The 25,810-nt window shown below is 66.3% G+C and carries 23 protein-coding genes; 17 read left to right on the forward strand and 6 right to left on the reverse strand.

Going from position 1 to position 25,810, the window contains the following annotated elements; genetic code table 11:
- The first annotated feature begins 2 nt into the window (after positions 1-2).
- The 3 genes from U5768_RS19300 (at position 3) to U5768_RS19310 (ending at position 2,801) form a co-directional block, all read left to right on the forward strand.
- On the forward strand, positions 3-1,025 hold the full coding sequence (locus U5768_RS19300) for a 2Fe-2S iron-sulfur cluster binding domain-containing protein (RefSeq protein ID WP_322031988.1): 1,023 nt from the start codon (positions 3-5) through the stop codon (positions 1,023-1,025).
- 148 nt (positions 1,026-1,173) lie between these two features.
- Positions 1,174-1,833, forward strand: a complete 660-nt coding sequence (locus U5768_RS19305) for a helix-turn-helix transcriptional regulator (RefSeq protein ID WP_415913933.1) — start codon at positions 1,174-1,176, stop codon at positions 1,831-1,833.
- Positions 1,830-2,801, forward strand: a complete 972-nt coding sequence (locus tag U5768_RS19310) for a threo-3-hydroxy-L-aspartate ammonia-lyase (RefSeq protein ID WP_322031989.1) — start codon at positions 1,830-1,832, stop codon at positions 2,799-2,801. Before U5768_RS19305 ends, U5768_RS19310 begins: the two co-directional genes overlap by 4 nt.
- Positions 2,802-2,820: 19 nt before the next feature.
- On the opposite strand, the gene U5768_RS19315 is transcribed toward U5768_RS19310, so the two are convergent.
- Complete coding sequence (locus tag U5768_RS19315) at positions 2,821-3,696, reverse strand: LysR family transcriptional regulator (protein ID WP_322031990.1); 876 nt, start codon at positions 3,694-3,696, stop codon at positions 2,821-2,823.
- A gap of 149 nt (positions 3,697-3,845) precedes the next feature.
- Here U5768_RS19315 and U5768_RS19320 point away from each other — a divergent pair, with 149 nt between their 5' ends.
- The 6 genes from U5768_RS19320 to U5768_RS19345 all read left to right on the forward strand — a co-directional run bounded on the left by U5768_RS19320 (position 3,846) and on the right by U5768_RS19345 (position 13,161).
- Entirely contained in the window at positions 3,846-5,168 is a 1,323-nt protein-coding gene (locus U5768_RS19320; protein WP_322031991.1) for an MFS transporter, read from the forward strand.
- A gap of 244 nt (positions 5,169-5,412) precedes the next feature.
- Positions 5,413-6,054, forward strand: coding sequence for a response regulator transcription factor (locus U5768_RS19325; RefSeq protein WP_322031992.1), 642 nt, complete (start codon positions 5,413-5,415; stop codon positions 6,052-6,054).
- Positions 6,051-6,854, forward strand: coding sequence for a response regulator transcription factor (locus tag U5768_RS19330; RefSeq protein ID WP_322031993.1), 804 nt, complete (start codon positions 6,051-6,053; stop codon positions 6,852-6,854). Before U5768_RS19325 ends, U5768_RS19330 begins: the two co-directional genes overlap by 4 nt.
- A gap of 26 nt (positions 6,855-6,880) precedes the next feature.
- A complete protein-coding gene (locus U5768_RS19335; protein WP_322031994.1) occupies positions 6,881-7,564 on the forward strand; it encodes a response regulator transcription factor in 684 nt (227 codons plus the stop codon).
- Between the two features lie 239 nt (positions 7,565-7,803).
- Positions 7,804-8,535, forward strand: coding sequence for an aquaporin (locus U5768_RS19340; RefSeq protein ID WP_322031995.1), 732 nt, complete (start codon positions 7,804-7,806; stop codon positions 8,533-8,535).
- Positions 8,536-8,556: 21 nt separating this feature from the next.
- Positions 8,557-13,161, forward strand: a complete 4,605-nt coding sequence (locus U5768_RS19345) for an ATP-binding protein (protein WP_322031996.1) — start codon at positions 8,557-8,559, stop codon at positions 13,159-13,161.
- A gap of 148 nt (positions 13,162-13,309) precedes the next feature.
- Here U5768_RS19345 and U5768_RS19350 read toward each other — a convergent pair whose 3' ends face one another.
- Complete coding sequence (locus U5768_RS19350; protein ID WP_322031997.1) at positions 13,310-14,254, reverse strand: LysR family transcriptional regulator; 945 nt, start codon at positions 14,252-14,254, stop codon at positions 13,310-13,312.
- A 453-nt stretch (positions 14,255-14,707) separates the two neighbouring features.
- On the opposite strand from U5768_RS19350, the gene U5768_RS19355 reads away from it, so the two are divergent.
- From U5768_RS19355 to U5768_RS19365, 3 genes are all read left to right on the forward strand, one after another.
- Positions 14,708-15,838, forward strand: coding sequence for a porin (locus U5768_RS19355; RefSeq protein WP_322031998.1), 1,131 nt, complete (start codon positions 14,708-14,710; stop codon positions 15,836-15,838).
- Positions 15,839-16,086: 248 nt separating this feature from the next.
- Positions 16,087-16,521 carry a CHRD domain-containing protein gene (locus U5768_RS19360; protein ID WP_322031999.1) on the forward strand — a complete coding sequence of 145 codons (435 nt, stop codon included), beginning with the start codon at positions 16,087-16,089 and terminating at the stop codon, positions 16,519-16,521.
- 54 nt (positions 16,522-16,575) lie between these two features.
- Positions 16,576-17,544: an alpha/beta hydrolase gene (locus U5768_RS19365; protein WP_322032000.1), complete on the forward strand. Its 969-nt coding sequence runs from the start codon at positions 16,576-16,578 to the stop codon at positions 17,542-17,544.
- Here the strand turns inward: U5768_RS19365 and U5768_RS19370 are convergent.
- A complete protein-coding gene (locus tag U5768_RS19370) occupies positions 17,514-18,413 on the reverse strand; it encodes an EcsC family protein (RefSeq protein WP_415913934.1) in 900 nt (299 codons plus the stop codon). The genes U5768_RS19365 and U5768_RS19370 overlap by 31 nt on opposite strands.
- A 122-nt stretch (positions 18,414-18,535) precedes the next feature.
- Here U5768_RS19370 and U5768_RS19375 point away from each other — a divergent pair, with 122 nt between their 5' ends.
- Both U5768_RS19375 and U5768_RS19380 read left to right on the forward strand, forming a co-directional pair.
- Entirely contained in the window at positions 18,536-20,131 is a 1,596-nt protein-coding gene (locus U5768_RS19375; protein ID WP_322032001.1) for an MDR family MFS transporter, read from the forward strand.
- A 50-nt stretch (positions 20,132-20,181) separates the two neighbouring features.
- Entirely contained in the window at positions 20,182-20,652 is a 471-nt protein-coding gene (locus tag U5768_RS19380) for a MarR family winged helix-turn-helix transcriptional regulator (protein ID WP_322032002.1), read from the forward strand.
- A 33-nt stretch (positions 20,653-20,685) separates the two neighbouring features.
- On the opposite strand, the gene U5768_RS19385 is transcribed toward U5768_RS19380, so the two are convergent.
- On the reverse strand, positions 20,686-21,966 hold the full coding sequence (locus U5768_RS19385) for an amino acid deaminase (protein WP_322032003.1): 1,281 nt from the start codon (positions 21,964-21,966) through the stop codon (positions 20,686-20,688).
- A gap of 127 nt (positions 21,967-22,093) precedes the next feature.
- Here U5768_RS19385 and U5768_RS19390 point away from each other — a divergent pair, with 127 nt between their 5' ends.
- From U5768_RS19390 to U5768_RS19400, 3 genes are all read left to right on the forward strand, one after another.
- A complete protein-coding gene (locus U5768_RS19390) occupies positions 22,094-23,020 on the forward strand; it encodes a MurR/RpiR family transcriptional regulator (protein WP_322032004.1) in 927 nt (308 codons plus the stop codon).
- Positions 23,021-23,052: 32 nt separating this feature from the next.
- On the forward strand, positions 23,053-24,534 hold the full coding sequence (locus tag U5768_RS19395) for a D-aminoacylase (RefSeq protein WP_322032005.1): 1,482 nt from the start codon (positions 23,053-23,055) through the stop codon (positions 24,532-24,534).
- Positions 24,535-24,617: 83 nt separating this feature from the next.
- Positions 24,618-25,007 (forward strand): RidA family protein, encoded by a 390-nt coding sequence (locus U5768_RS19400; protein WP_322032006.1) that lies wholly within the window; start codon positions 24,618-24,620, stop codon positions 25,005-25,007.
- A 47-nt stretch (positions 25,008-25,054) separates the two neighbouring features.
- Here U5768_RS19400 and U5768_RS19405 read toward each other — a convergent pair whose 3' ends face one another.
- Together U5768_RS19405 and U5768_RS19410 are read right to left on the reverse strand one after the other, a co-directional pair.
- On the reverse strand, positions 25,055-25,399 hold the full coding sequence (locus U5768_RS19405) for a helix-turn-helix domain-containing protein (protein WP_322032007.1): 345 nt from the start codon (positions 25,397-25,399) through the stop codon (positions 25,055-25,057).
- The gene (locus U5768_RS19410; protein WP_322032008.1) at positions 25,371-25,742 is read right to left on the reverse strand and encodes a type II toxin-antitoxin system RelE/ParE family toxin; all 372 of its coding nucleotides are present in this window, start codon (positions 25,740-25,742) and stop codon (positions 25,371-25,373) included. Before U5768_RS19410 ends, U5768_RS19405 begins: the two co-directional genes overlap by 29 nt.
- Between the last annotated feature and the right edge of the window lie 68 nt (positions 25,743-25,810).

Consider the following 25,810-nt stretch of genomic DNA (forward strand, 5'->3'; position numbering starts at 1 on the left):
TCATGAGCTATCAAATCGAGCTGACCACGCGCGACGGCGAGGCATTCGGCTTCGCGTGCGAGCCGGGGCAGGACGTGCTGAGCGCAGCGGCGGCGGCCGACATCACGCTACCCTCGCAGTGCCGCCGCGGCAGTTGCGGCGCATGCCACGCCATCGTGACCGAAGGCGCGTACACACTCGGCGATCACAGCGCTCACGCGCTGTCCCCGGACGAGCCGCGAGCGGTGCTGCTATGCCGCACGCTGCCTGCGGCCGACTTGCGCATCGCCGCGCCCTACGACCGCACGAAGGTGTTGCTGCAGCCGGTCGCCGTGCGCACGGCGCGCATCGCCGCGCTGGAAACGATCGCCGACGACACGCGCCGTCTCGAACTGCTTCTCGACGCCGACGAAGCGAGCGGCAGCGCCGCCGAGTTCGAAGCGGGCCAGTTCGCGGAGCTGGAATTGCCCGAGGCAGGCGTGAAGCGCCCGTTCTCGCTTTCGAACACGAGCAATTGGGAAGGGCGCCTTGAGTTCCTGATCCGGTTGCGGCCGCACGGCGAGTTTTCGGCGTATCTGCGCGAGCGGGCGCAGCCGGGCGACGTGCTGACCGTTCACGGTCCGCAAGGCGGTTTCGGTTTGATCGCCGACAGTCTGCGCCCGCGCTGGTTCGTGGCGGGCGGCACGGGCCTCGCGCCCGTGCTCTCGATGCTGCGCCGCATGGCCGAGTACGGCGAGACGAACGAGGCGCGTTTGTTCTTCGGCGTGAATCGCGAGACCGAGCTGTTTCTGCTCGACGAGCTGAACGCGCTTCGGGCGGCGCTGCCGCAACTGCATGTGGAGCTTTGCGTGCGCGACGCCAGCGACGACTGGCAAGGCTCGCACGGTACGCCCGTCGACGCGCTCGCCGGCGCGCTCGCGGCCGGCGGCGCGGTGCCCGATCTCTACGTCTGCGGTCCGCCGGCGATGGTGAGCGCCGCGCAAGCGGTGGCGGCGCGCTCGGGCGTGCCGTCTGCGCAGTTCATCAGCGAGCGCTTCACGGTGTGAGCGGCATTTTCCTCGTGTCTGATTGACCTCGCCTTCGGGCGGGGTTTTTTTTCGCGCGTTGAGCCGCCGCATACGGCAACCCGCGAGCTTGATCCGCCAGATTTAACCGATTGACATTCAGTCATTAACTGTCAAAATGTCCAATATCATGATGCCAAACCGCAAAGCCCCTTCCATCGACGAAAACGCCCTGCTCCTGCGCGAGGGCGAGAAGATCGTCGCGGCGCTCGGCCAGACGCTCGCGCCCCTCGTCGAGGTGGTGTTGCACGACCTCACGCGGCCCGACCACTCCGTCGTCGCGATCTCGAACAATTTGTCAGGGCGGCAAGTCGGCGACGCCGCCACCGAAATGGGCCTCGCGCGCATCACCGACCCCGGCTTTCCCGAAGTCGTGTCCAACTATCCGAACCGCTTTCCCGACGGGCGTCCGGCCAAAAGCACTTCCGTCGGCCTGAAGAACAGCGCGGGCGAGTGCGTCGCCGCGCTCTGCCTGAACATGGATGTCTCGCTGCTCGGCGCGGTGACGGCGGGTCTCGGTCAACTGATCCAGACCGGCACGACCGCGCCCGTGACCGAAACGCTCGCGCCGCGCGGCGCGGCCGGTGTGCGCGAGGCGCTCGAACGCTTCGCCGCCGCGCGCAACACCACGCCCATCGGCATGACGCTCGCGCAGCGCCGCGAGGCCGTGCGCGAACTCGCGGCGAACGGACTTCTGAACCTGCGTCATGCGCTCGCCGACGTGGCCGCCACGCTCGGCGTGGCGCGCTCGACCGTCTACACCTACCTGCCAGCCGAAGAACGATCATGAGCACTTTGCCTATTACTTTCGAAGACGTCGCCGCCGCCCACGAACGCCTGCGCGGCATCGCGCACCGCACGCCGGTTCTGACCTCGCGCACCGCGAACGAACGCACGGGCGCGCAGCTTTTCTTCAAATGCGAAAACCTCCAGCGCATGGGCGCGTTCAAGTTCCGCGGCGCCTATAACGCGATTGCGCAGTTCACGCCGGAGCAGAAGGCGGGCGGTGTGATCACGTTTTCGTCGGGCAACCATGCGCAGGCAATCGCGCTTTCGGCGAGCCTGCTCGGCGTGAAGGCCGTGATCGTCATGCCGCACGACGCGCCCGCCGTGAAGGTGGAGGCCACGCGCGGCTATGGCGGCGAAGTCGTCTTTTACGATCGCTACACCGAGGACCGCGAGGCGCTCGGCAAGCGGCTTGCCGCCGAGCGCGGGCTCACGCTGATTCCCCCTTACGATCACGCGCACGTGATGGCCGGGCAGGGCACCGCCGCGAAGGAGCTTTTCGAGGAAACGGGCGAACTCGATCTGCTGATCACGCCGCTCGGCGGCGGCGGACTGCTGTCGGGCTGCGCGACCGCCGCGCATGCGCTTTCGCCCGCGTGCACGGTGATCGGCGTGGAGCCGGAAGCGGGCAACGACGGTCAACGCAGCCTTCAGACGGGCGAAATCGTCCACATCGACACGCCGAAAACGCTGGCCGACGGCGCGCAAACCCAGCACCTCGGCAATCTGACCTTCGCGGTGATTCGCGAGCGCGTGAGCGAGATCGTGACGGTGAGCGATGCGGAACTCGTCGACACGATGAAGTTCTTCGCGAGCCGCATGAAAATCGTGGTCGAACCCACGGGCTGCCTCGCGGCGGCGGCGGTGCTGCACGGCAAGGTGGACGTGCGCGGCAAGCGCGTGGGCGTGGTCATCTCCGGCGGCAACGTCGATCTGCTGCGTTTTGCGGAGCTGGTTCAGGCTGCTGGTTAAGCGCCTGGCCGGGAGCGCGTCAGCCGAGCAGTTCCGCGAGCGCCGCGCGCGCGTTCGTCACGTGCGCGGACTCGCCGGGCCGGGCCGGCAACAGATGGAATTCGGCCGCGGGCAACGCGGGCAAGCCGAATGAAGCCGGACACGGCATGAGCCCTTCGCCGATCGCCGATTCGTTCAGACACGAGATCCCCAGCCCGGCCTTGAGCGCGAGTTGCAACCCGGCCACGCCCGAAGCCGAATGCGAAATCAGGTAGGGCATGCGCGCTTCGTCGAGCACTCTCACTACGCGGCGCTGCAACTGGCAGGTCGCCGGCAGCAGCACGAGCGGCCAGGGCGGCGTGAGCGCGGGCCGCTCGCGCAGCGTTTGCGCCGCGCCCACCCACACCAGTTTTTCGCGCCGTATCGACGTGCTCCTGTGCGCGCCGCGCCCTTCTTCCGTCAGCCGCAGCGAGAGCCCGATGTCGTAGGCGTTCTCGTCGGCGCTGCTGTCGATCACGGCGCTCGGCATCACGGTCACATGCAGGCGCAGGCGCGGATGCTGGTTCGCGAAGCGCCGGATGATCTCGGCGACGTCATGGGGACGGTAATAGTCGGTGATGGCGATGCGCACCTCGCCGTCGAGCGAGCGTCCGAGCATGTCGTCGAACGCGGCGTCGCAAAGCGCGACGATGCGGCGCGCGTGGTCGAGCAGCTTCACGCCCGCCGGCGTGGCCGACATCCCCTGTTTGCTGCGCACGAAAAGCGGCTGGCCGACGCGCTCTTCGAGCTTCTTCAACTGCTCGCTCACCGACGACTGCGAAAGGAACACCCGCTCCGCTCCCGCGGACACGCTGCCCGCTTCGGTTACGGCGATAAAGGTGCGCAACTGCGCGAGATCGAAACCGCGTGCGTTCATGGCTCAACTGGATCCGGTTCGTTTCTGCCTGCTCGTTGATTCGGAAATATGATTCGTAAATTCCGAATTTATAAATTGGAATTTCCCGCTTTTCCGATAGATGGTGCGCCTCTACGATGGCCTCAGTCAACCGTTTTCTAGAGGTCATCATGGAACGAAGTAACACGCGGGGCGCGGCACACCGCTGGAAAGTGCTCGCAGTGGGGGTGGCGGCCAACGCCAGTTTTGCGGCGGCGCTCGGCGGCATTCCCGCAACGGGCGTGTTGATCCGCTCGGATTACCACCTCGGCACGGGCGAACTGGGCGTTGTGCTCGGCATGCTGGGGCTCGGCATCGTGCTGAGCGAGCTTCCCTGGGGACTCCTCACGGATCGCTGGGGCGACCGCCGCGTGCTTCTCACGGGGCTGACCACCACAGCGCTCGCGCTCGTCGCGATGGCGCTGTGGGGCGCACCGGCGGGCCCGCACGCCCCCGGTACGACGATGCTCGCGGCAGGCCTGCTCGCGCTCGGCCTCCTTGGCGGCAGTGTGAACGGTTCGAGCGGGCGCGCGGTGATGGCGTGGTTCGCCACCCACGAGCGCGGCCTTGCGATGAGCATCCGGCAAACCGCGGTGCCAGCCGGAGGCGGCCTTGGCGCGCTCGTGCTGCCGGCGCTCGCCGAGCATGCTGGATTCGCGGCGGTGTACGGCGCGCTCGCGCTGATGTGCGCGGTGTCCGCCGTGCTCACGATAGTCTGGTTGCACGAACCCGCGCACGCGCAGGACGCCGCGAATGCGACGCTTGCCTCGCACGATCCCGCTGTGCCCGTGCAACGTGCCGTTTCGCCCCTGCGCAGCGCGACCGTATGGCGCATGGTGACGGGCATTGGCGTGCTGTGCATTCCGCAGGTGGCCGTGCTCTCGTTCGCCAGCATCTTTTTGCACGACGTCGGCCATGCGGGCACGGCGGCGGTCAGCGCGACGCTCGCGGCGGTGCAGGGCGGCGCGGCGTTCATGCGTGTGTACGGCGGCCGCTGGACCGATCGCCACGGCGAGCGACGCATCTGGCTGCGCGGCAGCGCTGCGCTCACCGTCGCGCTGTTCGTCGTGCTTGCGGCGCTGACGGCTTTTGTCTCGCATACGCATCGCCCGAGCGGCGCATTGGTCGTGCTGCTCGCCGTGGTGATCGTGCTGGGCGGCATTGCCGCTTCCGCGTGGCATGGCGTCGCTTTCACCGAACTCGCGACGCTCGCAGGCAACGGCCGTGTGGGGACCGCGCTTGCAATGGGTAACACCGGCGCGTTCCTGGCGTTCTTCGTCGCGCCTTCGGCGATCCCGCTGCTGCTGTCGACGTTCGGGTGGCCCGCGGTCTGGGCCGCGGCCGCGCTGTGCGCAGCGCTGGCATGGCCGGCATTCGCCGCGCCTCGCGAGCGCTGCGGCGCCGGGGCCTCCGGCGAAGCTAGACAACGCGCTCGGACTCGCGTTACGGCGTAGTGAGGTTGTGCGTAGGATTTATCTCAGGAATGGGGATGGGCCGCGTAATATTCTCAAAAACGTTAAACACGTGGCATAAGTTTGGTGAAAAATAAAATTAAGGAACATTTAACGTTTCGGAAATCTCCGATTTCGATCGCTGGCATTCAATGGTCAGATGAACGACCTTGTCGATGTTGTTGGTTGCCGGTGCGCTCAAGAGGCGCACCGCGCCCGCACAAGTCCACCTCGAAGGAGATTCAGTGTGAAGCTACGTGTCGTCCTCGCCGACGATCATCCATTCGTTCTGCTTGGTGTTCGCTCCGCGCTCCTCGCGGGGGACGATATCGAGGTCGTGGGTGAAGCGTGCGGCGCGCGAGAGCTGTTGCAGACGCTCGAAACCGTCCCGTGCGACGTCGTGATCACCGATCTCAACATGCCGCCGGCTCCCGGCGAACCCGAAGACGGTCTGCGCCTCGTACGGCGTTTGCGCCGCGAGTGGCCCGATATTCCCGTGGTCGTGCTGACCAGCGTGGCGAACGCCGTCGTCCTGCGCGCAGTGGCGCACTCGGGGGTGGTCGCCATGTTGCGTAAAACCGAGCCCATGGACGACCTCGCGACCATCGTGCGCGGCGCCGCCAAAGGGCTTGCCCATCTCAGCCCGGCCATCGAGCGCGAACTGACTGCCGCCGCCTGCCCGCCCGACATGTGCGTGCCGCGTTTGACGCCGCGCGAGTCGGAGGTCATCCGCCAGTTCGCGGGCGGCAATTCGATCACGGAAATTGCGCGCGCCCTCGGCCGCGATGTGCGTACCGTGAGCAGCCAGAAGCGCGACGCCATGGCGAAGCTCGGCGTGAGCAACGACGCCGGGCTCTTCGCCTTTGTCAGGGCGCACGGACTCCTATGAACCCGCTTTCCTTGCCGCTGGCCGACGCCGCCGCTGCGACCGTTCCTGCGGCCGCCGCTCCCCGCCACACCACGCATGAGCACGACGAACGGCGCACGCCAGTGGAGGCGCGCAACGTCATGCCTGATACGGCCGATCCCGCGGCGCCCGTGCGCGTGATCATCGCCGACGATCATCCGCTCGTGGTCTATGCGCTGGAAAGCATGCTCGTCAACTATCCGAACGTGCAGATCGTCGCGCGTGCGCGCAGCGTGGCCGAGCTGTTCGAAGTGGCCGGGCAGCACGCCTTCGATCTCGTCCTGATGGACCTCTACATGGCGTTGCCCGGCGAGCTGGACGGACCCGAGGCCATCCGCGCCTTTCGCACCGGGTTCCCGCAAAAGGCAGTGGTGGTGCTCACGATGGAAAGCGAGGCGTCGGTACTGCGCAAGGCCATCGATCTCGAAGTGAATGCGGTGCTCAGCAAGCGTGACCGCATCGACCTGATTCCGGTTGCGATCATGTCTGCGATGGCGCAGGAACAATACGTTGGGCCTGTCGTGCGCGATCTGCTCGCCGAGGCGGCGCGCGCCGAGCGGCGCGAAGAGGTGCACCGCGTTCTCACCCGGCGCGAACTCGAGGTGATCTCGCACTATGCAACGGGGCTCGGCGTGACGGAAATAGCGGGTTTGCTCGGGCGCAGCGTCAAGACGATCAGCGCGCAAAAGTGCGCGGCAATGAAGAAGCTCGCGCTCAGCAACGACATCGAGCTTTATCGCTTCGTTGTCGAATGCGGCGTGACGCAGGGCGAGCCAACCTGAGCGACTTCTCGCACGCAAGGGCTTCCATGCAACACGTCCGGCGCGCCCGGGAAACCGCGCTTCTTCCAGGCGAGCCGCTGCGCGTGATTGTTGCCGACGACCACGCGTGCATCCGGCTCGGCGTAGCCAATCTGCTGCACGCAACCGCGAGAGCGCTCGTCGTGGGCGAAGCGGACAACACGCTTGCGCTCGCCACGCAACTCGACATGACCGCCTGCGACGTCGTCGTCTCCGATCTCTGCATGCCGGGGCTGGACGGCGAATACGGCTCGCTCACGTTGCTGAGGCGCCTCGCCCATACGCGCGGCGCGCCTGCGGTTGTGGTCCTGAGCATGGTGTCGACGCCGCAGGTTCTGATGGGCCTCGTGCATCGCGGGCTAAACGTCATTGTCGACAAGCGCGACGTCGCGCACGATCTCCTGCTTGCCGTTGCCGCCGCGCGCGTCCGCACGCCGTTCCTCTCACGCCGCGCACGCGAAACGCTCGCACGCGTCGACCCCACGTGCGCTCCCTGCGCGGGCATGCCGAGCGCGCGCGAATGGGAAGTCTTCCAGCTTTACGCGCAGGGGATGTCGGTCTGTCAGATTGCCGAACGGTTTCAACGCAGCGGCAAAACAATCAGCGCGCAAAAACGCAGCACCATGCGCAAGCTCGGGCTCGCCACGGAGCGCGACCTGAGCGACTTCGCTACGCAGATGGGGCTGACCTGATTCATCCCCGAGCGGCGTGCATCCCGAAATCATTCCAGTTTCCGTAGGAATTTCTCTCACCTTGACCTGCGCAAGGCGCACAGCGTTTTAGGACTTCTCCTATCTGATTGCGGGCGTCGTCTCCTCATAATCCCAAGCTCAACTTATGGCTCGTCAGATAGTGCTGTCCCCGCAATGCGATCAATGGACGGCGCGGTCGGATCGGCGGCGAGGTGCAGTCCGGACTCGGGGGCGAAATAATGAAGCTCGGTGGGCGTTTAGCGGTCGAAGGTGCGGGCACTGCGTGGCTCGTGTTCGCCGGTTGCGCCGCCACGGCGCTGAACGCGAGTCCGCCCTCGCAGGGCTGCAACACGCTGGGAATGGCCGTGGCCTTCGGGCTCGCGCTCGCGGTGGCGAACTATGCCGCCGCGCGCGCGGCGAGCGCCCACTTCAATCCCGCCGTCACGATTGGCTACGCGGTTTCCGGGCGTTTTCCCGTGCGCGACACCGGGCCCTACCTCGCGGCGCAAACCATCGGCGCCATTGTCGGCGCCGCGTTGCTCGTTCGCGTGGCGAGCGGGCGTCCGGGCTTTTCCCTCGCGGTGTCCGACCTCGGTAGCAACGGCTATGACGACCATTCGCCAACCGAATACGCGCTCTGGGCCGTATTCATGCTGGAAGCGGCGGTCTCGTTCGTGTTCGTCTTCTTTCATTTGCTGATGTCGAGCAGGGCCGAGCGCCGCAAGGCCGCGGCGCTCGCCACCGGCGCCTGCCTTGCCGTCGTTTATCTCCTCGCCATTCCCGTGAGCAACGGCGGCGCGAATCCGGCGCGCTCGACCGGTCCCGCGCTGTTCGTCGGCGAGTGGGCGCTCGATCAGCTCTGGCTTTTCTGGGCGGCGCCGTTGTCAGGGGGAGCCGCGGCCGGCGCGATGTATCGCCTCGTGAGCCGTCGCTCGCGTCTTGTCCCCGCGCCGGTTCGCGAAGGCGTTTGAATTCCGGTATGGCGCGTGGCGATGAGGTCCATTTTCCGCATTCTTTGTCTTCGCGCGCGCACGGCTGCATCGTGGCTGCGGCGCGCGCCTGCATGCGGGTTTGCGTACGCGCTCGTCGCGGCATGCGTGCTCACGGGCGCGGCAGCCGCGGGCGCAGCGACGCCGTGTGAACTGCCCGGCGAGGGCGTCGCGCTTTCGCGGGAGGTCGCCACGGCGTTGCCGCCGCGGCTCGTCGTCGGCGTGGTGGCGGGCGGCTGGGCACCCCTCGAAGTGCTCGACGGCACTACGCTTACAGGCTTTAGCGCCGACTATTTGCGCCTCCTGGTCGGCGCCGGCGTCAAGCTGCAGCCGCGCATCTTTTCGGACATGCCGGCATTGCTCACGGCGGCTTGTGCCGGCGACATCGACATCGTGATGAGCCTTGCGCGCACGCCCACGCGCGAGCGCTGTCTCGCTTTCACGGTGCCCTATCTGAACGGCACCACCGCCTTTGTCACGCGAGCCGGGAATACGTCGCTCGCAACGCAGCCCGCGCGCCTCGCGCGCGCGACATTTGCCGTCGAGCGCGGCTACGCCCTCGAATCCGCATTGCGCGCGCGCTTCACGCAGGCGCGCATCGAAACGTTCACGAGCACGCAGGCAGCGCTGCGTGCGGTCTCTCAAGGCAAGGCCGACGTCTATGCAGGCTTTTCGCCCGTGGCGCACTATCAGCTTACGCTCGACGGATTCGGCGATCTGCGCGTCGCCTTCGAGGAGCGCGACCGCATGCGCGAGCTGCGTTACGGCGTGCCGCTCTCCAAGGCGGTCCTGCGCGATCGGCTCGACCTTCTTCTTGCCGCCGTGCGGCCCGCTGCGGCGCAGGCCGAGCGGGCACGCTGGTTCGACGGCGGCGCGCCCGGAGAAACGGCGCCGTCCACTTTCAGCCTGAGCGCCGGCGAGCGGGCATGGCTGCGCACCTTGCCGCCGCTGAAAGTGGGCTACGACAGTAGCTGGTTCCCGTTTAGCTTTACGAAAGAGGCTCGCGAGCCGTCGGGCATGGCCAACGACTATCTCGACTATCTGGGGCGCAGGCTCGGCGTGACCTTCGAACGCGTGCCGATTTCTCCGTGGACGAGCGCGGGGGCGGCGATGCAGCGTGGCGAGATTTCGCTTGCCGCGACCTCGGTGGGTGATGGCGTGCTCGGCTCCCGCGTGGCGTATACGGAAGCGTTCGAGCACTATCCGCTCGTCATGGTGGGGCGCCGCGGCGAGCCTATGGTGCGCTCGCTTGCCGATTTCGCGGGGCGCCGTATCGTGCTGGCGCCGCACGCACTGGAACTGGATGATCTGCCGGGTATGCCGCGCGACACCGCAGGCAGCACGCAGGTCGTGCGCGCCGCAAGCCTCGACGCGGGGCTCGCGATGGTTGCGCGCCACGAAGCCGACGTACTGGTGGGCAATGCCGCCGCGCTCGACGCGCCGCTCAGCGGCGCCTATCTGGAGACGCTGAAGGTGCTGGGCGCGGTGGGTCTGGACGATTCGACGGCTTTTGCCGTGAGCTGCAACCTCGCTCCGCTCGCGGGCATCATGAATCGCGCGCTCGGTGCGATGTCGCCCGCCGAGCAGCAGCAAATCCGCAATCGCTGGACCGCCGCCGTCTCCACGCGAACCGGCGGCTGGAGCGTGAACGCGCTGCGCCTGCTGCCGCTGCTCATCGTGTTCGGCGTGTTGCTTCTCGTCACGCTGCGCGCCTATGTGTTGCTCCAGCGCGAGATGCGCAGGCGGCGGCGCGCGGAGCAGGTGCTCGCGCGGCAGGTGGAACTGCAGGACACGATGATGGAGATGATCCCGTATCCGCTCGGTGCGCGGGATCTCGAGAACCGTTACCTCGCGATCAATCGCGCCTACGAGGAGGCGACGGGCCGCTCGCGCGCCCTCGTGCTCGGGCGCACGGGTTCGGACGTGATGGCATGGGGCGCCGAAAACAGCCGCCACATGGACGAGCTGTACCGGCTCACCGTGGTCGAGGGGGAGAGCCAGCGCGTCGAGCTGACCTTCGAGAACGCGGCAGGGGAGGCGCGTCATGGCATCTTCTGGACGCGTCTGTGCCGCGACCCGCAGGGTGCGCCGTTCTGCGTGCTAGGCACGATGATCGACGTCACCGGCATTCGCCGGGCCGAGCTGCGCGAACGCGACTCGATGCGGCTCCTCTCGGAGGTCACGGGTTCGCTGCCGGCCGTCGTGTTCCAGTTGCGCCGCGCGCCCGACGGCCGCTACTCGTTTCCGTATATCGGCGGCGACACGCAGCGGCTCCTCGGCGATACTGCCGACGCGCTTCGTCACGCGCCTTCGATCGACCTCTCGCGGGTGGGACGGCACGATCGCGCGCGCCTTGTCGCCCAGCTCGAGCGCTCCGCCCGCCGGTTCATCCCTGTGCAGGCCGAGTTCCGCTTCCACGGCGCGGCGGGACTGGCGTGGGTGCGCGCGGAGTTCGCGCCGCGCCGCGCCGAAGACGGCGCGATCGTGTGGAGCGGCTACGCGCTCGATGCGAACGTCGAGCACGCACGCGCCCGCGAGCTGGAGCACGCGCGCGACACCGCCGAAGCCGCCTCGCGCGCGAAAGACGACTTCCTCGCCATGATGAGCCACGAGATCCGCACGCCGATGAACGGCGTGCTGGGTCTCGTGGAGGTGCTGGAGCGCACGCCGCTGAACCCCGACCAGACGCAGATGGTGGGAATGGTGCACGAATCGGCGGGCGCGCTGCTGCAAATACTCGACGATCTGCTCGACTACTCGAAGATCCAGGCCGGCCACCTCGTGATCGACTCGCAGCCGTTCGACGTGCGCGAACTCGTCGACAATGCCGTCGGGCTGCTGGCCGCGCGTGCGCACGAGAAGGGCCTGAAGGTGCGCGTGGACGTGGAGTCCGACGTCGCGGCGCTCCTGCGCGGCGACAGCGTGCGGCTGCGGCAGATTCTCTTCAATCTGCTCAGCAACGCCATCAAGTTCACGCTGGCGGGCGAGGTCAGCGTGCAAGTTCGCGCGCTCGACCTGGGCGCCCGCGGCGAGGCGGTCCCACGCCAGCGGCTCTCGATCTCCGTGACGGATACGGGTATCGGTATCGCGTCCGAAGTGCAGGCGCAACTTTTCGAACCGTTCGTGCAGGCCGAGACATCGACCACGCGACGTTTCGGCGGCACGGGGCTCGGCCTGACGATCTGCCGCAAGCTCGCGGCGCTGATGAACGGCACGCTCGTCCTGACGAGCGAACCGGATCGCGGCACCTGCCTCACGCTGCACATCGAATTGCCGGTGGAGAAGCGTAGCTGCGTGGCCGGCGGCCTACGCGGCAAGCGCGCTTTGGTCGCAAGCGAAGACGAGAGCGTGGCCGCCGCATTGATGCACTTTGGGACGGCGCTCGGCATGAAAATGCGCCGTGTCGCGCCGGCGGCGCTTGCGCGCGCCGCGAGCGCGAACAAAGTCGATCTGATATTCGCATCTGAAGCGCTGGTCGGGCGACTGGGCAAGCTGGGCACGCCGGTGCTGTGTCTGACGGAGAATCCGAAGGCAAGCGGTTATCGCGTCGCCGAGAACGGAGTGCGCGTGAGCGTCAATCCATTGTCCTGGCGCGGCTTGAGCGCCGCGTGCGCGATGGCGCTGGCGGGTCTGCCGCTCAACGCCGGCAGCGCGGTGCATCCCGCCGCCGCCGTCGAGTCGACGCTGCCGGTGCCGGATCGCGGGCGGGAACGCGTTGCCGGGCGCCTCATCCTCGTGGCCGAGGATCACCCTGTGAATCAGGAATTGATCCGCCATCAACTGGCGTTGATCGGATTCGCATGCGATGTCGTTGACGACGGCGCGCAGGCGCTCGAAGCGTTGGCCGCTTGCGAGTACGGCTGCCTGATCACCGACTGCCATATGCCGAACGTCTCCGGCTACGATCTCGCGCGGCGCGTGCGCGAAATGGAGCAGGCGCGCGGCGGCCGGCGCCTGCCGATACTCGGCATCACGGCGAACACGGCGCCCGAGAACATGAGCCAGTGCAGCGAGGCGGGCATGGATGACTGCCTGATCAAGCCCACGCGCGTGGCCACGCTGCGCGAGCATCTCGCGCGCTGGTTCGGCGTGGAAGGCATGCAGCGCGCTTCGCAGGACGAAGCCACGCGCGAGGGCGGTGCGAGCGGGCAGGCCGCGCCGAGGGCTTCAAGGGCGCCAGCCGCGACGGGGGCCTCGGAGTCTGCGCCCGCGCAGGGCGCGCCTTCCGGGGGAACGCCCGCAGCAAAGCAGGCAAACTCGCGCACGTTCGAGCCGCTGGATCTCGCGCATATGACTCAGGTCTGGGGCGGGGAGGCTACCCTCAAGACGTTGCTCGGCTCGTTCGTCACGGCCATGCGCGACGACCTCGACGCGTTGCCGGCGCTTCTCGAACAAGCCGATGTCGCCCGCTTGCGCGAGTGGCATCACCGGCTCGCCGGCGCGGTGGGCGTGCTGCAATACCCCGCGCTGCTCGCCGAACTGGAGACGTTTCGCAGTCACATGAACACGCATACTGCCGCGCAACTGCGTGCCGAGGGCTATGCGCTCATCCGCACGTGCCAGGCGATGCTCGGCGCAATCGAGCAGCAGGCCGCGCTGCTCGCGTGATGGACGTCCATCAGGAATACAAAAAAGCGGGCGAAAAAAAACGCGGCCGAAGCCGCGTTCAAGCTTGGAGACCCTTCGATGAAGAGTCACTTCTCGCACCGGGTAGCTTAGTCGCCGGGCGACGATTAATCGAGATAATTTCGATCAATTAACTATTACAGGGAATGCTGGTAATCGCGCTTGCCGTTGCGATGTCGTGCCGCCGAAACCATTCGACCGTGAAGTCAACGAACGACCGTGTTTTTGCGGGAACATGGCGGCGGCCGGGGTAGACGAGCGACAGTTCCTTGTCCGCGTCACGGATGTCCCAACCGGCGAGCACGCGCACGAGCTGCCCGGTGGCGAGATCGGCGTCCACCTGGTTCGCCGGCAGGATCGTAATGCCCATGCCCGCGATCGCGGCCTGGCGCAGCATCACGGAATTGTTCACCGCGTATGCGGGTTCGATCAGCACCGGTTCGCGGGCGCCTCCCGGGCCTTCGAAGTGCCATTCGTTGCCGTGAATATCGGCGGAAGGCGCAAGCAGCGTGTGGCCCGCGAGCTGCGCAGGAAATTGCGGCGCCGCATGGCGCGCGAGATAGGCGGGCGCGGCGACGGCGACCGGGGCGACGCTCAGAAGCGGACGGCGGATCAGCGTGCCGCCGCTCACCTGACGCGGCGCCACGATGCCGGCATCGAACCCTTCCTCGATCAGATCGACCGGCCGGTGCAGCAGCGTCAGCGAGAGCCGGACTTTCGGGAACGCGTCGAGGTAGCACTTGAGCATCGGCGTGAGGTCGTGCAGCGAAAACGATGCGTGCGCGACGACGCGCAGCGTGCCCGACGGCACCGACACGCCATGCACGATGTGCGTTTCGATGCGCGCCAGATCGTCCAGTACCTGGCGGCATCCTTGCGCATACTCGGCGCCTGCCTCCGTGAGCGACGCGCTGCGCGTGTTGCGGTTGATGAGCCGCGTTTCCAGATGAGCTTCGAGCAACGCCACGTAGCGCGTGACCACTGCATTCGACAAGTTCAGGCTCGCCGCTGCGCGGCCGAACGAGCCGTGCTCGGCAACGCTGACGAACACGCGCATGGCCTGAAGCTGATTCATGTTTTTGGGGAGCGTGGACACGAGCGGGATGGCTATTGCGATGAAAATAATGAGGTCGGCAGAGGCGCGCGGGCGCGTGCAGTAAACGTGTTACCGATGCGCATTGTGCGAGCGGAATCGGATTCGTGCGAATCGATGGGTTATCCCGAAATAGCGATGTTGTCCAGCTACAACGCTTTATTTGGATACCGAATGAAATGGCGAAAGCGCAGGAAAACGAGATAAGTCGTGAGCATTGAGTCGCAAGCGTTTGAGGGCTTGCCTCAGCGAAATTCAACTAATTCAAAAAGGCTTTTGCCGAAATATCGGGTGGTCTGTCGAAAGGGGGCGCCCATAAACTTCTCGATGCGGATAAGCGCGGTGTGCATTCACCGCACTACGGAATTGCTATGCCGGCGTGAGGTCGGCGACGGCATCCATCTTTGCCGAAAGGCCTTGCATCAAGGGAAGCATATGAAAATGAAACTGGCGATCGCGGCAGCAGTTGCGGCGACTTTTGCATCGGCGTCGTACGCGCAAAGCAGCGTCACGCTCTACGGTATTGTCGACGCCGGCATTACCTACACGACCAATGTCAACGGCAACAAGAATTTTGCGCTGACGAGCGGCAACATCCAGGCAAGCCGTTGGGGCCTGCGTGGCGTTGAAGATCTCGGCGGCGGCCTGAAGACGATCTTTACCCTCGAAAGCGGCTTTGACGTCGCGAACGGCCAGCAGAATGGCGGCCTGTTCAATCGTCAGGCGTACGTCGGCCTGACGCAAGACCAGTTCGGCACGCTCACGTTCGGTCGCCAGTTCGACTCGATGATCGACTACGTGGGTCCGCTCACGGCTGTCGGCACCTGGGGCGGCACCTACACGGCGCACCTCATGGACAACGACGACCTGAACGGCACGTTCTCGCTCAACAACTCGGTCAAGTACACCAGCCCGAACTTCTCTGGCTTCCAGTTCGGCGGCCTCTACGCGTTCTCGAACCAGGCTGGCGGCTTTGCGGTCAACCGCGCGTATAGCGCCGGTATGAGCTACGCATACCAGGGCCTGCGTCTTGGCGCGGCCTACACGCAAGTCAATGGCGTGAACGCCACCGGCGGCGGCGCCGTCCAGGGTTCGCCGATCGCGAACACGCTTGGCGCGCTGGCCGCGCTTGGCGGCAACGAGCGTCAGCGCAACTGGGGTGCGGGCGCAAGCTACACCTACGGTCCGATGATCGGCGGCGTCGTGTTCACGCAGTCGCGCGTCAACGATGCGATCGGCAATTCGCTGCGCTTCAACAACATTGAAGGCAACCTGCGCTACAACCTGACGCCGGCTCTCGGCATCGGCGCGATGTACACGTACACGAACGCGAACGGCTCGGTGCTCGACGCGAACGGCAGCAACTCGGCGCACTGGCACCAGTTCGCGCTGCAGGCCGACTACTCGCTCTCGAAGCGTACCGACGTGTACCTCGAAGGCGTCGGCATGTGGGGCGCTGGCCAGAACGCCGTGGGTATCACGCAAGTCGGCTTCCAGGGCAACGACAACTTCTCGTCGTCGAAGAACCAGGGGATCATCACGACGGGTATCCGTCACCGCTTCTAAAAATTCGGAGCTGTCGTGCTCCCGCTCGTGGCTGTCACCAGCATCTCGAACGGGAGCGCGTAACGCCGGATGGCACGAAGGTAGTACCTGGGTTGAAAGGCGCCGCTTGCGGCGCCTTTTTTTATTGCACGTCGCTTACGTTGGGCCGACATCGGCGCAGCGGACGCGCGCCCCGGATTTGCTCTAGCATGTGGGGACGCGGTTTTGCGCCTTCTGGTGCAGCGCGCCACAAAAACAGGAGAAATGCCATGAACGTGCTTCGTCCGCTGCAGTTCGCTCTCGCTCTGTGTGTTCTCGCTTCCAGTGCCGCTTACGCCGACACCGTCGCGCTGAAAGCCGATCTCGAACCGTCCAGCGAAGTCCCGCCGCGTGTGAGCCAGGGCCATGGCATGCTCAACGCCACCTTCGACACGTCCACGAAATCGCTTAACTGGACGGTCACTTACGACGGGCTTTCCGGGCCGGCGACGGCCGCGCACTTCCACGGCCCCGCGCCGGTGGGACAGAACGCGGGCGTGCAGGTGCCGATTCCGAAGGGCGAACTGGCAAGTCCGATCAAGGGCTCCGCGACGCTCAACGAGCAGCAGGTCACGCAGTTGATGGGCGGCAAGTGGTATTTCAACGTTCATACGGCGCAGAATCCGTCGGGCGAGATTCGCGGCCAGGTGCTGCCCGCTAATTGACCACCGCCGAATGCCAGTCGGGCGCAGTTTGAGCGCCGCGGAGGGCTGAAGCCGATGAGCTGGCAAAGCAGGCTGATATGCAGGTTCTTGCGCCGCACTTTTCTTCCGCAAACCCGCAAATCGATCAACGTCGCGCGTGTGCGCATGCTGACGGCAAGGCGCATCTGGACGCCGGGCGTGCCGGGCGGCTGGCGTTTGCGCGAACAGTACGACCCCTCCGATGTTCCGTTGCGCGGCGAGTGGCTCATCTGTGAGCACTCGCCCGCGCCGCGCACGGTCCTTTACCTGCATGGCGGCGGGTATTACTTCTGCTCGCCGCGCTCGCAGCGCGCCATTTCGTTCGGTCTGGGCAAGCGCGCCGGCGCCGACGTTTTTTCGCTCGACTATCGCCTCGCGCCCGAGCATCCGTTTCCCGCCGCGCTTGAGGACGCGTTAGCCGCCTATCGCCATCTGCTGGCCAAAGGAACGCCGGCCGGCTCGATTGTGATCGGCGGCGACTCGGCGGGCGGCGGGCTTGCGCTAGCCTCACTCGTCGCCTTGCGCGACGCGGGCGATCCGCTGCCAGCCGGCGCCGTGCTCTTTTCGCCCTGGACGGACCTTGCCGCGACAGGTGCCTCGATACGCGAGAACGACGGGCGCGATCCCATGTTCTGCGGCGAGGTGTTCGCGCGCATCGCGCCGTTCTACCTCGGCTCGGCCAGTGCGACCGATCCCTACGTCTCTCCGTTGTACGCCGACTTTCGCGGTTTGCCTCCACTCAGCCTCTTCGTGGGAAGCTCCGAAACGCTGCTCGACGACACGCGCCGCGTAGCTGAGCGCGCGCGCAACGCAGGCGTGGCGGTGGAATGCGAGATTGCGAGCGGCATGCCGCACATCTGGCCGATCTACGCGCCTTTCATGCCCGAAGCACGCCTCACCCTCGACGTCGCCGCGAGCTTCGTGCGCCGCGTGACGCCGGCGCCCGCGCGCGGCGAAGAGAAACCGCAGCCGCGTCAGTCGAGCGAGAGGTCGATCGCTTCGTAGGCCGCGCGTACGGCGGTTTCGCCGTAAAGGCGCTCGAGCCGGCGCACGGTGAAGTGCCCGTGCGCCACCTGCTGGAAATGATCGATGAACATGGTGTTGACCATCGCGCCGAGCACCGCGCCGATGGCCGGTATCGATTTCGCGGCGACCTGCTCGCTCACCTGCACGGAAAAGCGCGCGGCCACGGTCTGCATGAGCTTGAGGAGCGCAGTTGAGCCGTGCGCAGCGAAGCCCTTCGTCGCCATTTCCGACGATGCCGCCGAGACCGCCTTCGCGAGCGCGCCGCGCACGATGAAATAGCCGAAGTCGGCTTCGTCGTCGGCGGCCGAGCGGCCACCCATGCCGAACACGGTCAGGCATTGCAACTGGGTGCCGGTGCTCGTCAGGTCCTCGCCTTCGCTGCGCGCGATGTCGCAGATCGAGCGGAACATCAGCGTGGTCGTGACGGGCAACTCGACCGGCAGTGCGAAAAGGCCAAATGCGCCGCCCGCCGCTCCCGTGGTCGCGACCGCGAATTTGTGCATCAGGTTGTTCGGCCTGGCGTTCCTGCGGGTTTCGCCGCCGGCAAGCGCGTCTTGCTTGCCGAGCGTTTTCAGCGCGAGCTGCAGGCACTTGCGCAGTGCGGCTTGCGTTGCGTCGGCCACCTTGTCGTTCGCGACGCCGGGCAGCCGCGCCATCAGCTTTTCCACCGGCGCACCCACGATGGCCGCGAGCTTCATGCCGAGCGGCGGCGTTTCAAGCTGGTGCCTCGCGCGCCGCAGCGCGTCGAGATCGGCCTCGGTGAGGGCCGCCAGGAGGCCGGCGCGGTCAGGATTGGCGGCTGTGGGCTCGCTTGTGCTTTCGGTCGTGCGTTCGGTCATGGGCTTCATTGCGCTCCCGGATTTTCAGCAACGATGGCGGACTACAGCCGCCGATCGACGCCTCAGTGTAATGGAACCCGCCATGCTATGATGATCAATCTTTGACGTGTCAATCGTTGCTGGATCAAAAAATGGCCGTTCATACCGCTGCCCACCATTCGAGCGGGCAGGTTCTGCCGTTCCGCGAGTCCCTGCTCGCAATGCTCGGCATCTCGTTCGTGACGATGCTCGTCGCGCTCGACCAGACCGTTGTGGGCACCGCGCTGCCGACCATCGTCGCTGAACTGCGCGGCTTCGAGTTGTACGCGTGGGTCGCCACGTCTTATCTGCTCACGTCGGTCATCACCGTCCCCATTTTTGGGCGCCTCGGCGACTACTACGGGCGCAAGCCGTTCGTGATCGCATCGATCGTCGTCTTCACCGCCGCTTCTGTGCTGTGCGGGGCGGCCAACAGCATGTTGTTCCTCGTGATCGCACGCGGGCTGCAAGGCATCGGCGGCGGCATGCTGGTCGGCACGGCGTTCGCCTGCATTCCGGATCTCTTTCCCGATTCCGTCGTGCGCCTGCGCTGGCAGGTGCTCATGAGTTCCGCGTTCGGTATCGCCAACGCGGTCGGTCCGTCGCTCGGCGGCTTTCTCACGCAGTACTACGGCTGGCGCTCGGTGTTCTACGTGAACCTGCCCGTTGGTCCGCTTTCGCTGTTTTTCGTGTGGAAGTATCTGCCGCACTTGCGCCACGTCGCGCACGAGGCGCGTATGCGCCTCGACTGGCCGGGGGCGCTCCTCATCGCGGTCGCGCTCGGCAGCCTGCAGCTTTTCGTGGAGCGTCTGCCGGGGCACGGCGTGGGCGCTTCGGCCATCGGCCTGCTCGCCCTCGCGCTGGCGGCCGGCTGGGCGCTCTGGCAATGGGAGCGGCGCTGCCCGCAGGCTATCCTGCCCGTCGACATGTTCCGCAACGCGAGCCTGAACGCGCTCTTCACGCTCGCCGTGCTGGGCGGCTTCACGATGTTTTCCCTGCTTTTCTATGCGCCGCTCCTGTTCCAGGGCGGCTTCGGCATGACGCCGAAGGAAGCGGGCGTAGTCATCACGCCGCTCGTGGTGTTCATCACGATCGGCAGTATTGCGAACGGGCGCATCGTTTCGCGCATCCGCAATCCGAACCTGATGCTCTACATCGGCTTTACGATGATCGCGGCGTCGTGCTTCGCGGTTGCGCTCGTCACGCGGGGCACGCCGCGCGGGCTGCTCATGGCGCTCATGATCGTGGCTGGCATCGGCCTTGGCTTCGTCATGCCGAACCTTACCGTGTTCGCGCAGCAGACGGCCGGGCGCGAGCATCTGGGCATCGCCACGGCGCTGCTGCAGTCGCTGCGGATGATCGGCGGCATGATCGGCACGGCGCTCACCGGCACGATGGTCACGCAGCTTTATTCGAGCGGTGTGCAACGCGCGCTGGACGCCGATCACGCCACCCACTGGCTGCCGCAGCTAGCCGACCCGCAGATCCTCATCAATCGCGACGCGCAGGCAACGCTCATCGCCGATCTCGCGCACGCGGGGCATAACGGCGCGCCGCTGCTCGAAGCCGCGCGCGAGGCGCTCGTGGGCGCGATTCACCTGGGCATCGCGGTGGCGGCGATGATCGCGGTAGTGTCAATCTGGCAAACCCGGCGCGTGCCGCCGATCAAGCTGCATCGCAAGGCGGAGCCCGTGATTCACGCGGATTGAATGGCCTCGCCCGTAATGGATACCGGCAGAAGCCGGCAGGAAAACAAAGCATGGAAATTCAGGATCGCATCGCCATCGTGCAGCAGTTCGGGCGGACCTACCGGGCGTTCATGTCGGCGTTCGAGGCGCAGGTCGGACATCCGCTGCCGCGCTGGCGCATTCTGCTCGCGCTTTACGAGCAGGACGGCGAGTCGTCGCAAAAGCGGCTCGTCGAGCGGCTGCGCGTGGACCCCGGCGCGCTTACGCGGCAATTGAAGGCGCTGGAGTCGCTCGACTGGATCGCGCGCCGCGCCGACGAGCGCGACAACCGCATCACCAACGTCACGCTGACCGGCGCGGGCCGCGCCGTGATCGAAGAGGGCCTGCCGCGCCGCAACGCGTTCCTGAGCGTGACGATGTCGCTGCCCGACGACGCGCTCGCGGCGCTGTCGGGCGCGTTGGGGATGATGGAGGCGCGCATCGGCGAGGCGGCCACGGCGGCGGCCGCGCTTGCGCGGGAGGCGGGGCGCGAGGCGGGCTAAAGCACGCTAAAGCGGGCTAAGCCCGCGCCGCACTCAGAAGAACGTCTCGATCACTTCCGTCACGCGATAATTCGCATCCACCATCAGCACCTGGCGCCACTTGTCGAACGTGAGGCAGGGGTGCGAGATGTCGAACGCGATCATGTCGCCGACCTTCAGATCCGCGCCCGCCGGAATCTTCAGGTAGGCGTGCTGATCCATCATCTGGAACACTTCCCAACCTTCGCTTGCCTCCACTTCGCGCGGCGCGCCGCCATTCGCGGGGCGATAGTGGCGTGAGGGCTCCGGAAAGCCGGCGTCGAATGCGGCGTCGCGTTTGCCGAAGCCGATGATGGCGCGGCCCGGCTCCGGAATCGACTGCACATACGCCCAAAGTTGCAGCGCGGGCAATAGCGCCACGCCCATCTCGCGCGCCACGGGGTTGCGCGTGAGGATCTGCGACTGAGCCTGTTTGTAGACGCCGACGTCGTGCGTCACGTAGCAGCCGGGGCGCAGCACCACGTCGATCGTGCCCGCCTGCGTGGCCGGCGCGAACTCCTCCGCGACGACGTCGTACCAGGCCGATCCCGCGCCCGAAAGCAGCGCGGGCGTGCGCGCGAAGCGTCCCGCGGCGGCCAGTTCCTCGGTGACGTTCAGCGCGTCGCGCAGGAAAGTGCGCACTTCGCTTTCTTCCTTGAGGATGCCTTCATAGATTTCCACGCCTGCGAGCTTGAGCGAATCAGGGTAGCGCGCGAGGGCGGCGAGCACGGCGTTGCGCGTGTCGGCGTCGCGCACGCCCGTGCGGCCGCGCGGCACGCCCAGTTCGAGCAGCACCTGGAGCGTGCGGCCCGCAGCGCGGAAGAACTCGCCCAGGTGCTCCACGCCTTCCACGGAATCGACGAGGCAGAAGAACTCGAAGGTCGCGTCGCTGAGCAACTCGGCGATGATCGCCATGTTGCGGCGGCCCACGAGCTGGTTCGCCATCAGCACGCGCGAGATGCCGCCGCGGTAGGCGGCGCGCGTCTGGTGCGCCGTGGCGAGCGTGATGCCCCACGCGCCGGTTTCGATCTGGCGGCGAAAGAGCTGCGGCGCCATCGTCGTCTTGCCGTGCGGGGCGAGCTTCACGCCGTAGCGCGTGACGAAGTCCTGCATCCACTTGAGGTTGTGCTCGACGCGATCGGCATAAAGCACAGCAGCGGGCAGGCTCACGTCTTCTTCGAGTAGATTCCATTCGAGGCGCCCGGCGTCCCCGAGCGGCACGCTCGCCCCCGGCAGGTTGCCGAGGCCCTTGCTATCCGGATCGATCGTTGCACTCTGATAGTTTGTAACTTTCATTTCCCTTCGCTCCATATGCGTCATGCGTCCCGGCTACACCGGCGTCTTGTGAGCCGGCGTTGACTCGGAGATAGTACACAAAGTAACATCGCTTCGTGAATTGTTATTTATTAACAGCCGCCCTGCAATGAACACCGCCGCCGATCCGGCCCGCTTCGACATCGTCGCGCATATTGCGCAATGCGTGCCCGATTTGCGTCCGGCCGAGCGCGACGTGGCCGCGCTGATCCTCGACGATCTCGCCCGCGCCGCGCGCGCGAGCATCGGCGAGCTGGCGCAGCGCGCGGGCGTGAGCATCGCCTCCGTCACGCGGTTCGCGAAGGCGGTGGGCTGCCACGACGTGCGCGAACTCAAGCTGCGGCTCGCTCAGGCGGCCGCTGTGGGCGACCGCTTCCTGCGCGGCGGCCACGCCGGCGCTGTCGAAGGCGCAGGCAAGCCGCGTGCCGCCGATGCCGAAGCCGAGCCGCTCGCCACGCGCGTCTACGACGAAATTCACACGGCGCTCGCGCGCAATCACGAACTGCTGCGCCAGGCGCCGTTTGCGCAAGCCGCCGCGGCGCTGGCGCGCGCCCGCATGATCTACGTGTTCGGCATGGGCGGCGGCTCCAGCGCGCTCGCCGACGAAATGCGCTTTCGCCTCGTGCGCCTGGGCCGTCCGGTGGCGTCGTATCAGGACAGCCTGCTGCAGCGCATGGTGGCGAGCACGCTCTCCTCCGAAGACGTGGTAGTCGCGCTTTCCGTAACAGGGCGCGTGCCCGAACTCGTCGATGCGTGCCGCATCGCGCGCGACTACGGCGCGAAGCTCGTTGCGCTCACCGCGCCGGCTTCGCCGCTTGCCGCACTCGCCGACTGGCTCGTGCCGATCGTCGCGAGCGAGACCGATTTCATCTACAAGCCGTCTTCGTCGCGTTACGCGATGATGATGGCACTCGACGTGCTCGTAACCGAACTGGCGCTCGCGCAACCCGACCAAAGCCGCGAGTTGCTGCGCCGCATGAAGCACACGCTGGACGCGCATCGCGGCGGCGGCGAACGCCAGCCGCTCGGCGACTGAGCGTAACCAAGAGCCATCCAGAGGAGACGCGTATGCATTCGCACCCCGAAGCCGCCGACACGTTAATCGTCGGCGCCATGCTTTACGACGGCACCGGCGCGCCGCCCGTCGAGCGCGACGTGGCGGTGCGCGACGGGCGCATCGTCGCGATCGGCAACCTGTCGAACTGGCTCGCGGAAGAGGTGATCGAGGCCAATGGGCGCGCGCTCGCGCCGGGTTTCATCGACGTTCATACGCACGACGACACGCACGTGATCCGTGCGCCGCAAATGCTGCCCAAGATCAGCCAGGGCGTGACGACGGTGGTGGTAGGCAACTGCGGGATCAGCGCGTCGCCGGTGACGCTCAAGGGCGATCCCCCCGACCCGATGAATCTGCTCGGCGAGCGCGACGCGTTCAGCTATCCGACTTTCTCCGCCTATGTGGACGCGGTGAACGCGGCGCGGCCCGCCGTGAACGTGGGCGCGCTGATCGGCCATACGGCGCTGCGCAACAATCACATGAGCGACCTGAAGCGCGCCGCCACCGGCGACGAGATCGCGGCCATGCGCGCGCAACTCGAAGACGCGCTCGCGCACGGCGCGCTCGGCCTTTCCACGGGGCTCGCGTATGGTTCGGCGTTCGAGGCTTCAACCGAAGAGGTCGCCTCGCTTGCCCAGCCGCTCGCCGCCGCTGGCGCGCTCTACACGACGCACATGCGCACGGAGTTCGACGCGATTCTCGAAGCGATGAACGAGGCGTATCACATCGGCCAGCACGCGCGCGTGCCGGTAGTGATCTCGCACCTGAAATGCGCGGGTCCTTCCAACTGGGGACGCAGCACGGAAGTGCTCGCGTCGCTGGAAAGCGCGCGCAAGTATCAGCCGGTGGGTTGCGACTGTTATCCGTATAGTCGCAGTTCTTCGACGCTGGATCTCAAGCAGGTGACGGGCGACATCGACATCACGATCACGTGGTCTACGCCGCACCCGGAGCAGGCGGGCAAGCTCATCAAGGACATCGCGGCGCAGTGGGGCGTTTCGCAGCAGGAAGCGGGCAAGCGCCTGCAACCGGCGGGCGCCGTGTACCACAACATGTCCGAAGACGACGTGCGCCGCATTCTTTCGCATCCGGCCACGATGGTCGGCTCGGACGGCCTGCCGAACGACCCGTTGCCGCATCCGCGCCTGTGGGGTGCGTTTCCGCGCGTGCTCGGCCACTACGCGCGCGACGCGGCGCTGCTGCCGCTCGAAGAAGCGGTGCGCAAGATGACGGGCCTCTCCGCGCGGCGCTTCGGCCTTTCGCAACGCGGCGAAGTGCACGTGGGCTGGCACGCCGACCTCGTGCTGTTCGACCCCGCGAAAGTGCGCGACGCCGCGACCTTCGAGAAGCCGCAGCAGGTGGCGGAAGGCATCGACGCGGTGTGGGTGAACGGCGTGCTTTCTTATCGCGACGGCCAGCCCACGGGCGAGCGCGCGGGCCACTTCGTCGCGCGCGGCGAGCGCGAGGCGCAGGCCGAGGCGACGGCGTTTTAGGCAAACTTTATCTATCGAATTTCGACCCCCGGCGCGCGTAGCCGACAAGCTGCGTGCGCCGCACGATCTCAAAGGAGCAAACAATGAAACGAATTGGAGCGGAAGGCGGCAAGGGCCAGGGCGGACAACATCTGCCGTTCGCGCGCGCCGTGGAAGCCGACGGCTGGCTGTACGTCTCGGGCCAGACGCCGATGGAAGGCGGCGAGGTGATCAACGGCAACATTGTCGAGCAGTCGCACAAGGCCATCCAGAATCTTTTCGCAATCCTGAAGGAAGCGGGCTATGGCGCGGAGCACGTGGTGCGCTGCGGCGTGTGGCTTGACGATGCGCGCGATTTCACCTCGTTCAACAAGGTGTTTCGCGAGTATTTCGGCGAGCATCCGCCGGCGCGCGCCTGCGTGCAGTCGAGCATGGTAGTGGACTGCAAGGTCGAAGTGGACTGCGTGGCATACAAGGCGCCCGCCGGGAAGTAAGGGCGCGGCGCGGTTGCGCGCAGTGAGACAGGAAGAGGCCGCCGGCGTTACCCGGCGGCCGTTTTTTCTTGCGTGCCGCCGTCGCGCGGAGAGGCGGCGGTGATGCGCAGCTCGACCTTCATGCCGGCCGCCACGGCCATGTTGATGAGCGAATCGAGCGAGAACAGATCGATCTTGCCGCGCATGAGGTCGGACACGCGCGGCTGCGTCACGCCGAAGAGCGCGGCGGCCTGCGTTTGAGTAAGCTTGTTGCGCTTGATGTGCTCTTCGAGCGTGATCATGAGGTCGCTGCGCAGCGTCATGTTCTGGGCGGCTTCGGGCGTGTCTTCGAGCGCGTCCCACACGCTGTCGAAGCGCTGGCGTTCATGGTTCCCGTGATTCTGGCGGCTCATGGTTTGGACTCCTTAAGGCGGCGCGATAGCGGCGCGCGGCGAGCGAAAGATCGACGAAGGCCGTTTTCTCGGACTTCTTCTGAAAACAATGCAGCACATGAATGGCATCGCGAATGTGCGCCACGTAAATCACACGGAACGCGCCGCTCGCGTCGCGAATGCGGATTTCACGCGCGCCACGGCCAACGGGATTCACGGGCTTCCAGTCGTTCGGGTCGAGGCCGCGTTGAACGCGCCGCAACTGCCGCCCGGCCTCCTGACGCACCTCATCCGGAAACTTCCGCAGATCGGCTAGCGCACTGCCGCAAAATTCCAATGGCTTGGCATGAGCAGGATTATACAAGTTTTTATATAGCCTCTAATAGATTGAGCGGCCCGGTATGCACCGGGTATGACTTCGCTCAAGTCTGG

It is taken from the genome of Paraburkholderia sp. J76, from assembly GCF_905220295.1.
Taxonomy (GTDB): domain Bacteria; phylum Pseudomonadota; class Gammaproteobacteria; order Burkholderiales; family Burkholderiaceae; genus Paraburkholderia.

What these genes read in the sequence shown, in the direction of transcription:
- U5768_RS19360 (WP_322031999.1), top strand. Translation starts at nt 16,087, where the DNA reads ATGAACGTGCTTCGTCCGCTGCAGTTCGCTCTCGCTCTGTGTGTTCTC.
- U5768_RS19370 (WP_415913934.1), bottom strand. Translation starts at nt 18,413, where the DNA reads ATGAAGCCCATGACCGAACGCACGACCGAAAGCACAAGCGAGCCCACA.
- U5768_RS19390 (WP_322032004.1), top strand. Translation starts at nt 22,094, where the DNA reads ATGAACACCGCCGCCGATCCGGCCCGCTTCGACATCGTCGCGCATATT.
- U5768_RS19405 (WP_322032007.1), bottom strand. Translation starts at nt 25,399, where the DNA reads ATGAGCCGCCAGAATCACGGGAACCATGAACGCCAGCGCTTCGACAGC.
- U5768_RS19375 (WP_322032001.1), top strand. Translation starts at nt 18,536, where the DNA reads ATGGCCGTTCATACCGCTGCCCACCATTCGAGCGGGCAGGTTCTGCCG.
- U5768_RS19365 (WP_322032000.1), top strand. Translation starts at nt 16,576, where the DNA reads ATGAGCTGGCAAAGCAGGCTGATATGCAGGTTCTTGCGCCGCACTTTT.
- U5768_RS19345 (WP_322031996.1), top strand. Translation starts at nt 8,557, where the DNA reads ATGAGGTCCATTTTCCGCATTCTTTGTCTTCGCGCGCGCACGGCTGCA.
- U5768_RS19340 (WP_322031995.1), top strand. Translation starts at nt 7,804, where the DNA reads ATGAAGCTCGGTGGGCGTTTAGCGGTCGAAGGTGCGGGCACTGCGTGG.
- U5768_RS19330 (WP_322031993.1), top strand. Translation starts at nt 6,051, where the DNA reads ATGAACCCGCTTTCCTTGCCGCTGGCCGACGCCGCCGCTGCGACCGTT.
- U5768_RS19355 (WP_322031998.1), top strand. Translation starts at nt 14,708, where the DNA reads ATGAAAATGAAACTGGCGATCGCGGCAGCAGTTGCGGCGACTTTTGCA.
- U5768_RS19315 (WP_322031990.1), bottom strand. Translation starts at nt 3,696, where the DNA reads ATGAACGCACGCGGTTTCGATCTCGCGCAGTTGCGCACCTTTATCGCC.
- U5768_RS19350 (WP_322031997.1), bottom strand. Translation starts at nt 14,254, where the DNA reads ATGAATCAGCTTCAGGCCATGCGCGTGTTCGTCAGCGTTGCCGAGCAC.
- U5768_RS19320 (WP_322031991.1), top strand. Translation starts at nt 3,846, where the DNA reads ATGGAACGAAGTAACACGCGGGGCGCGGCACACCGCTGGAAAGTGCTC.
- U5768_RS19310 (WP_322031989.1), top strand. Translation starts at nt 1,830, where the DNA reads ATGAGCACTTTGCCTATTACTTTCGAAGACGTCGCCGCCGCCCACGAA.
- U5768_RS19385 (WP_322032003.1), bottom strand. Translation starts at nt 21,966, where the DNA reads ATGAAAGTTACAAACTATCAGAGTGCAACGATCGATCCGGATAGCAAG.
- U5768_RS19400 (WP_322032006.1), top strand. Translation starts at nt 24,618, where the DNA reads ATGAAACGAATTGGAGCGGAAGGCGGCAAGGGCCAGGGCGGACAACAT.
- U5768_RS19305 (WP_415913933.1), top strand. Translation starts at nt 1,174, where the DNA reads ATGATGCCAAACCGCAAAGCCCCTTCCATCGACGAAAACGCCCTGCTC.
- U5768_RS19395 (WP_322032005.1), top strand. Translation starts at nt 23,053, where the DNA reads ATGCATTCGCACCCCGAAGCCGCCGACACGTTAATCGTCGGCGCCATG.
- U5768_RS19380 (WP_322032002.1), top strand. Translation starts at nt 20,182, where the DNA reads ATGGAAATTCAGGATCGCATCGCCATCGTGCAGCAGTTCGGGCGGACC.
- U5768_RS19335 (WP_322031994.1), top strand. Translation starts at nt 6,881, where the DNA reads ATGCAACACGTCCGGCGCGCCCGGGAAACCGCGCTTCTTCCAGGCGAG.
- U5768_RS19300 (WP_322031988.1), top strand. Translation starts at nt 3, where the DNA reads ATGAGCTATCAAATCGAGCTGACCACGCGCGACGGCGAGGCATTCGGC.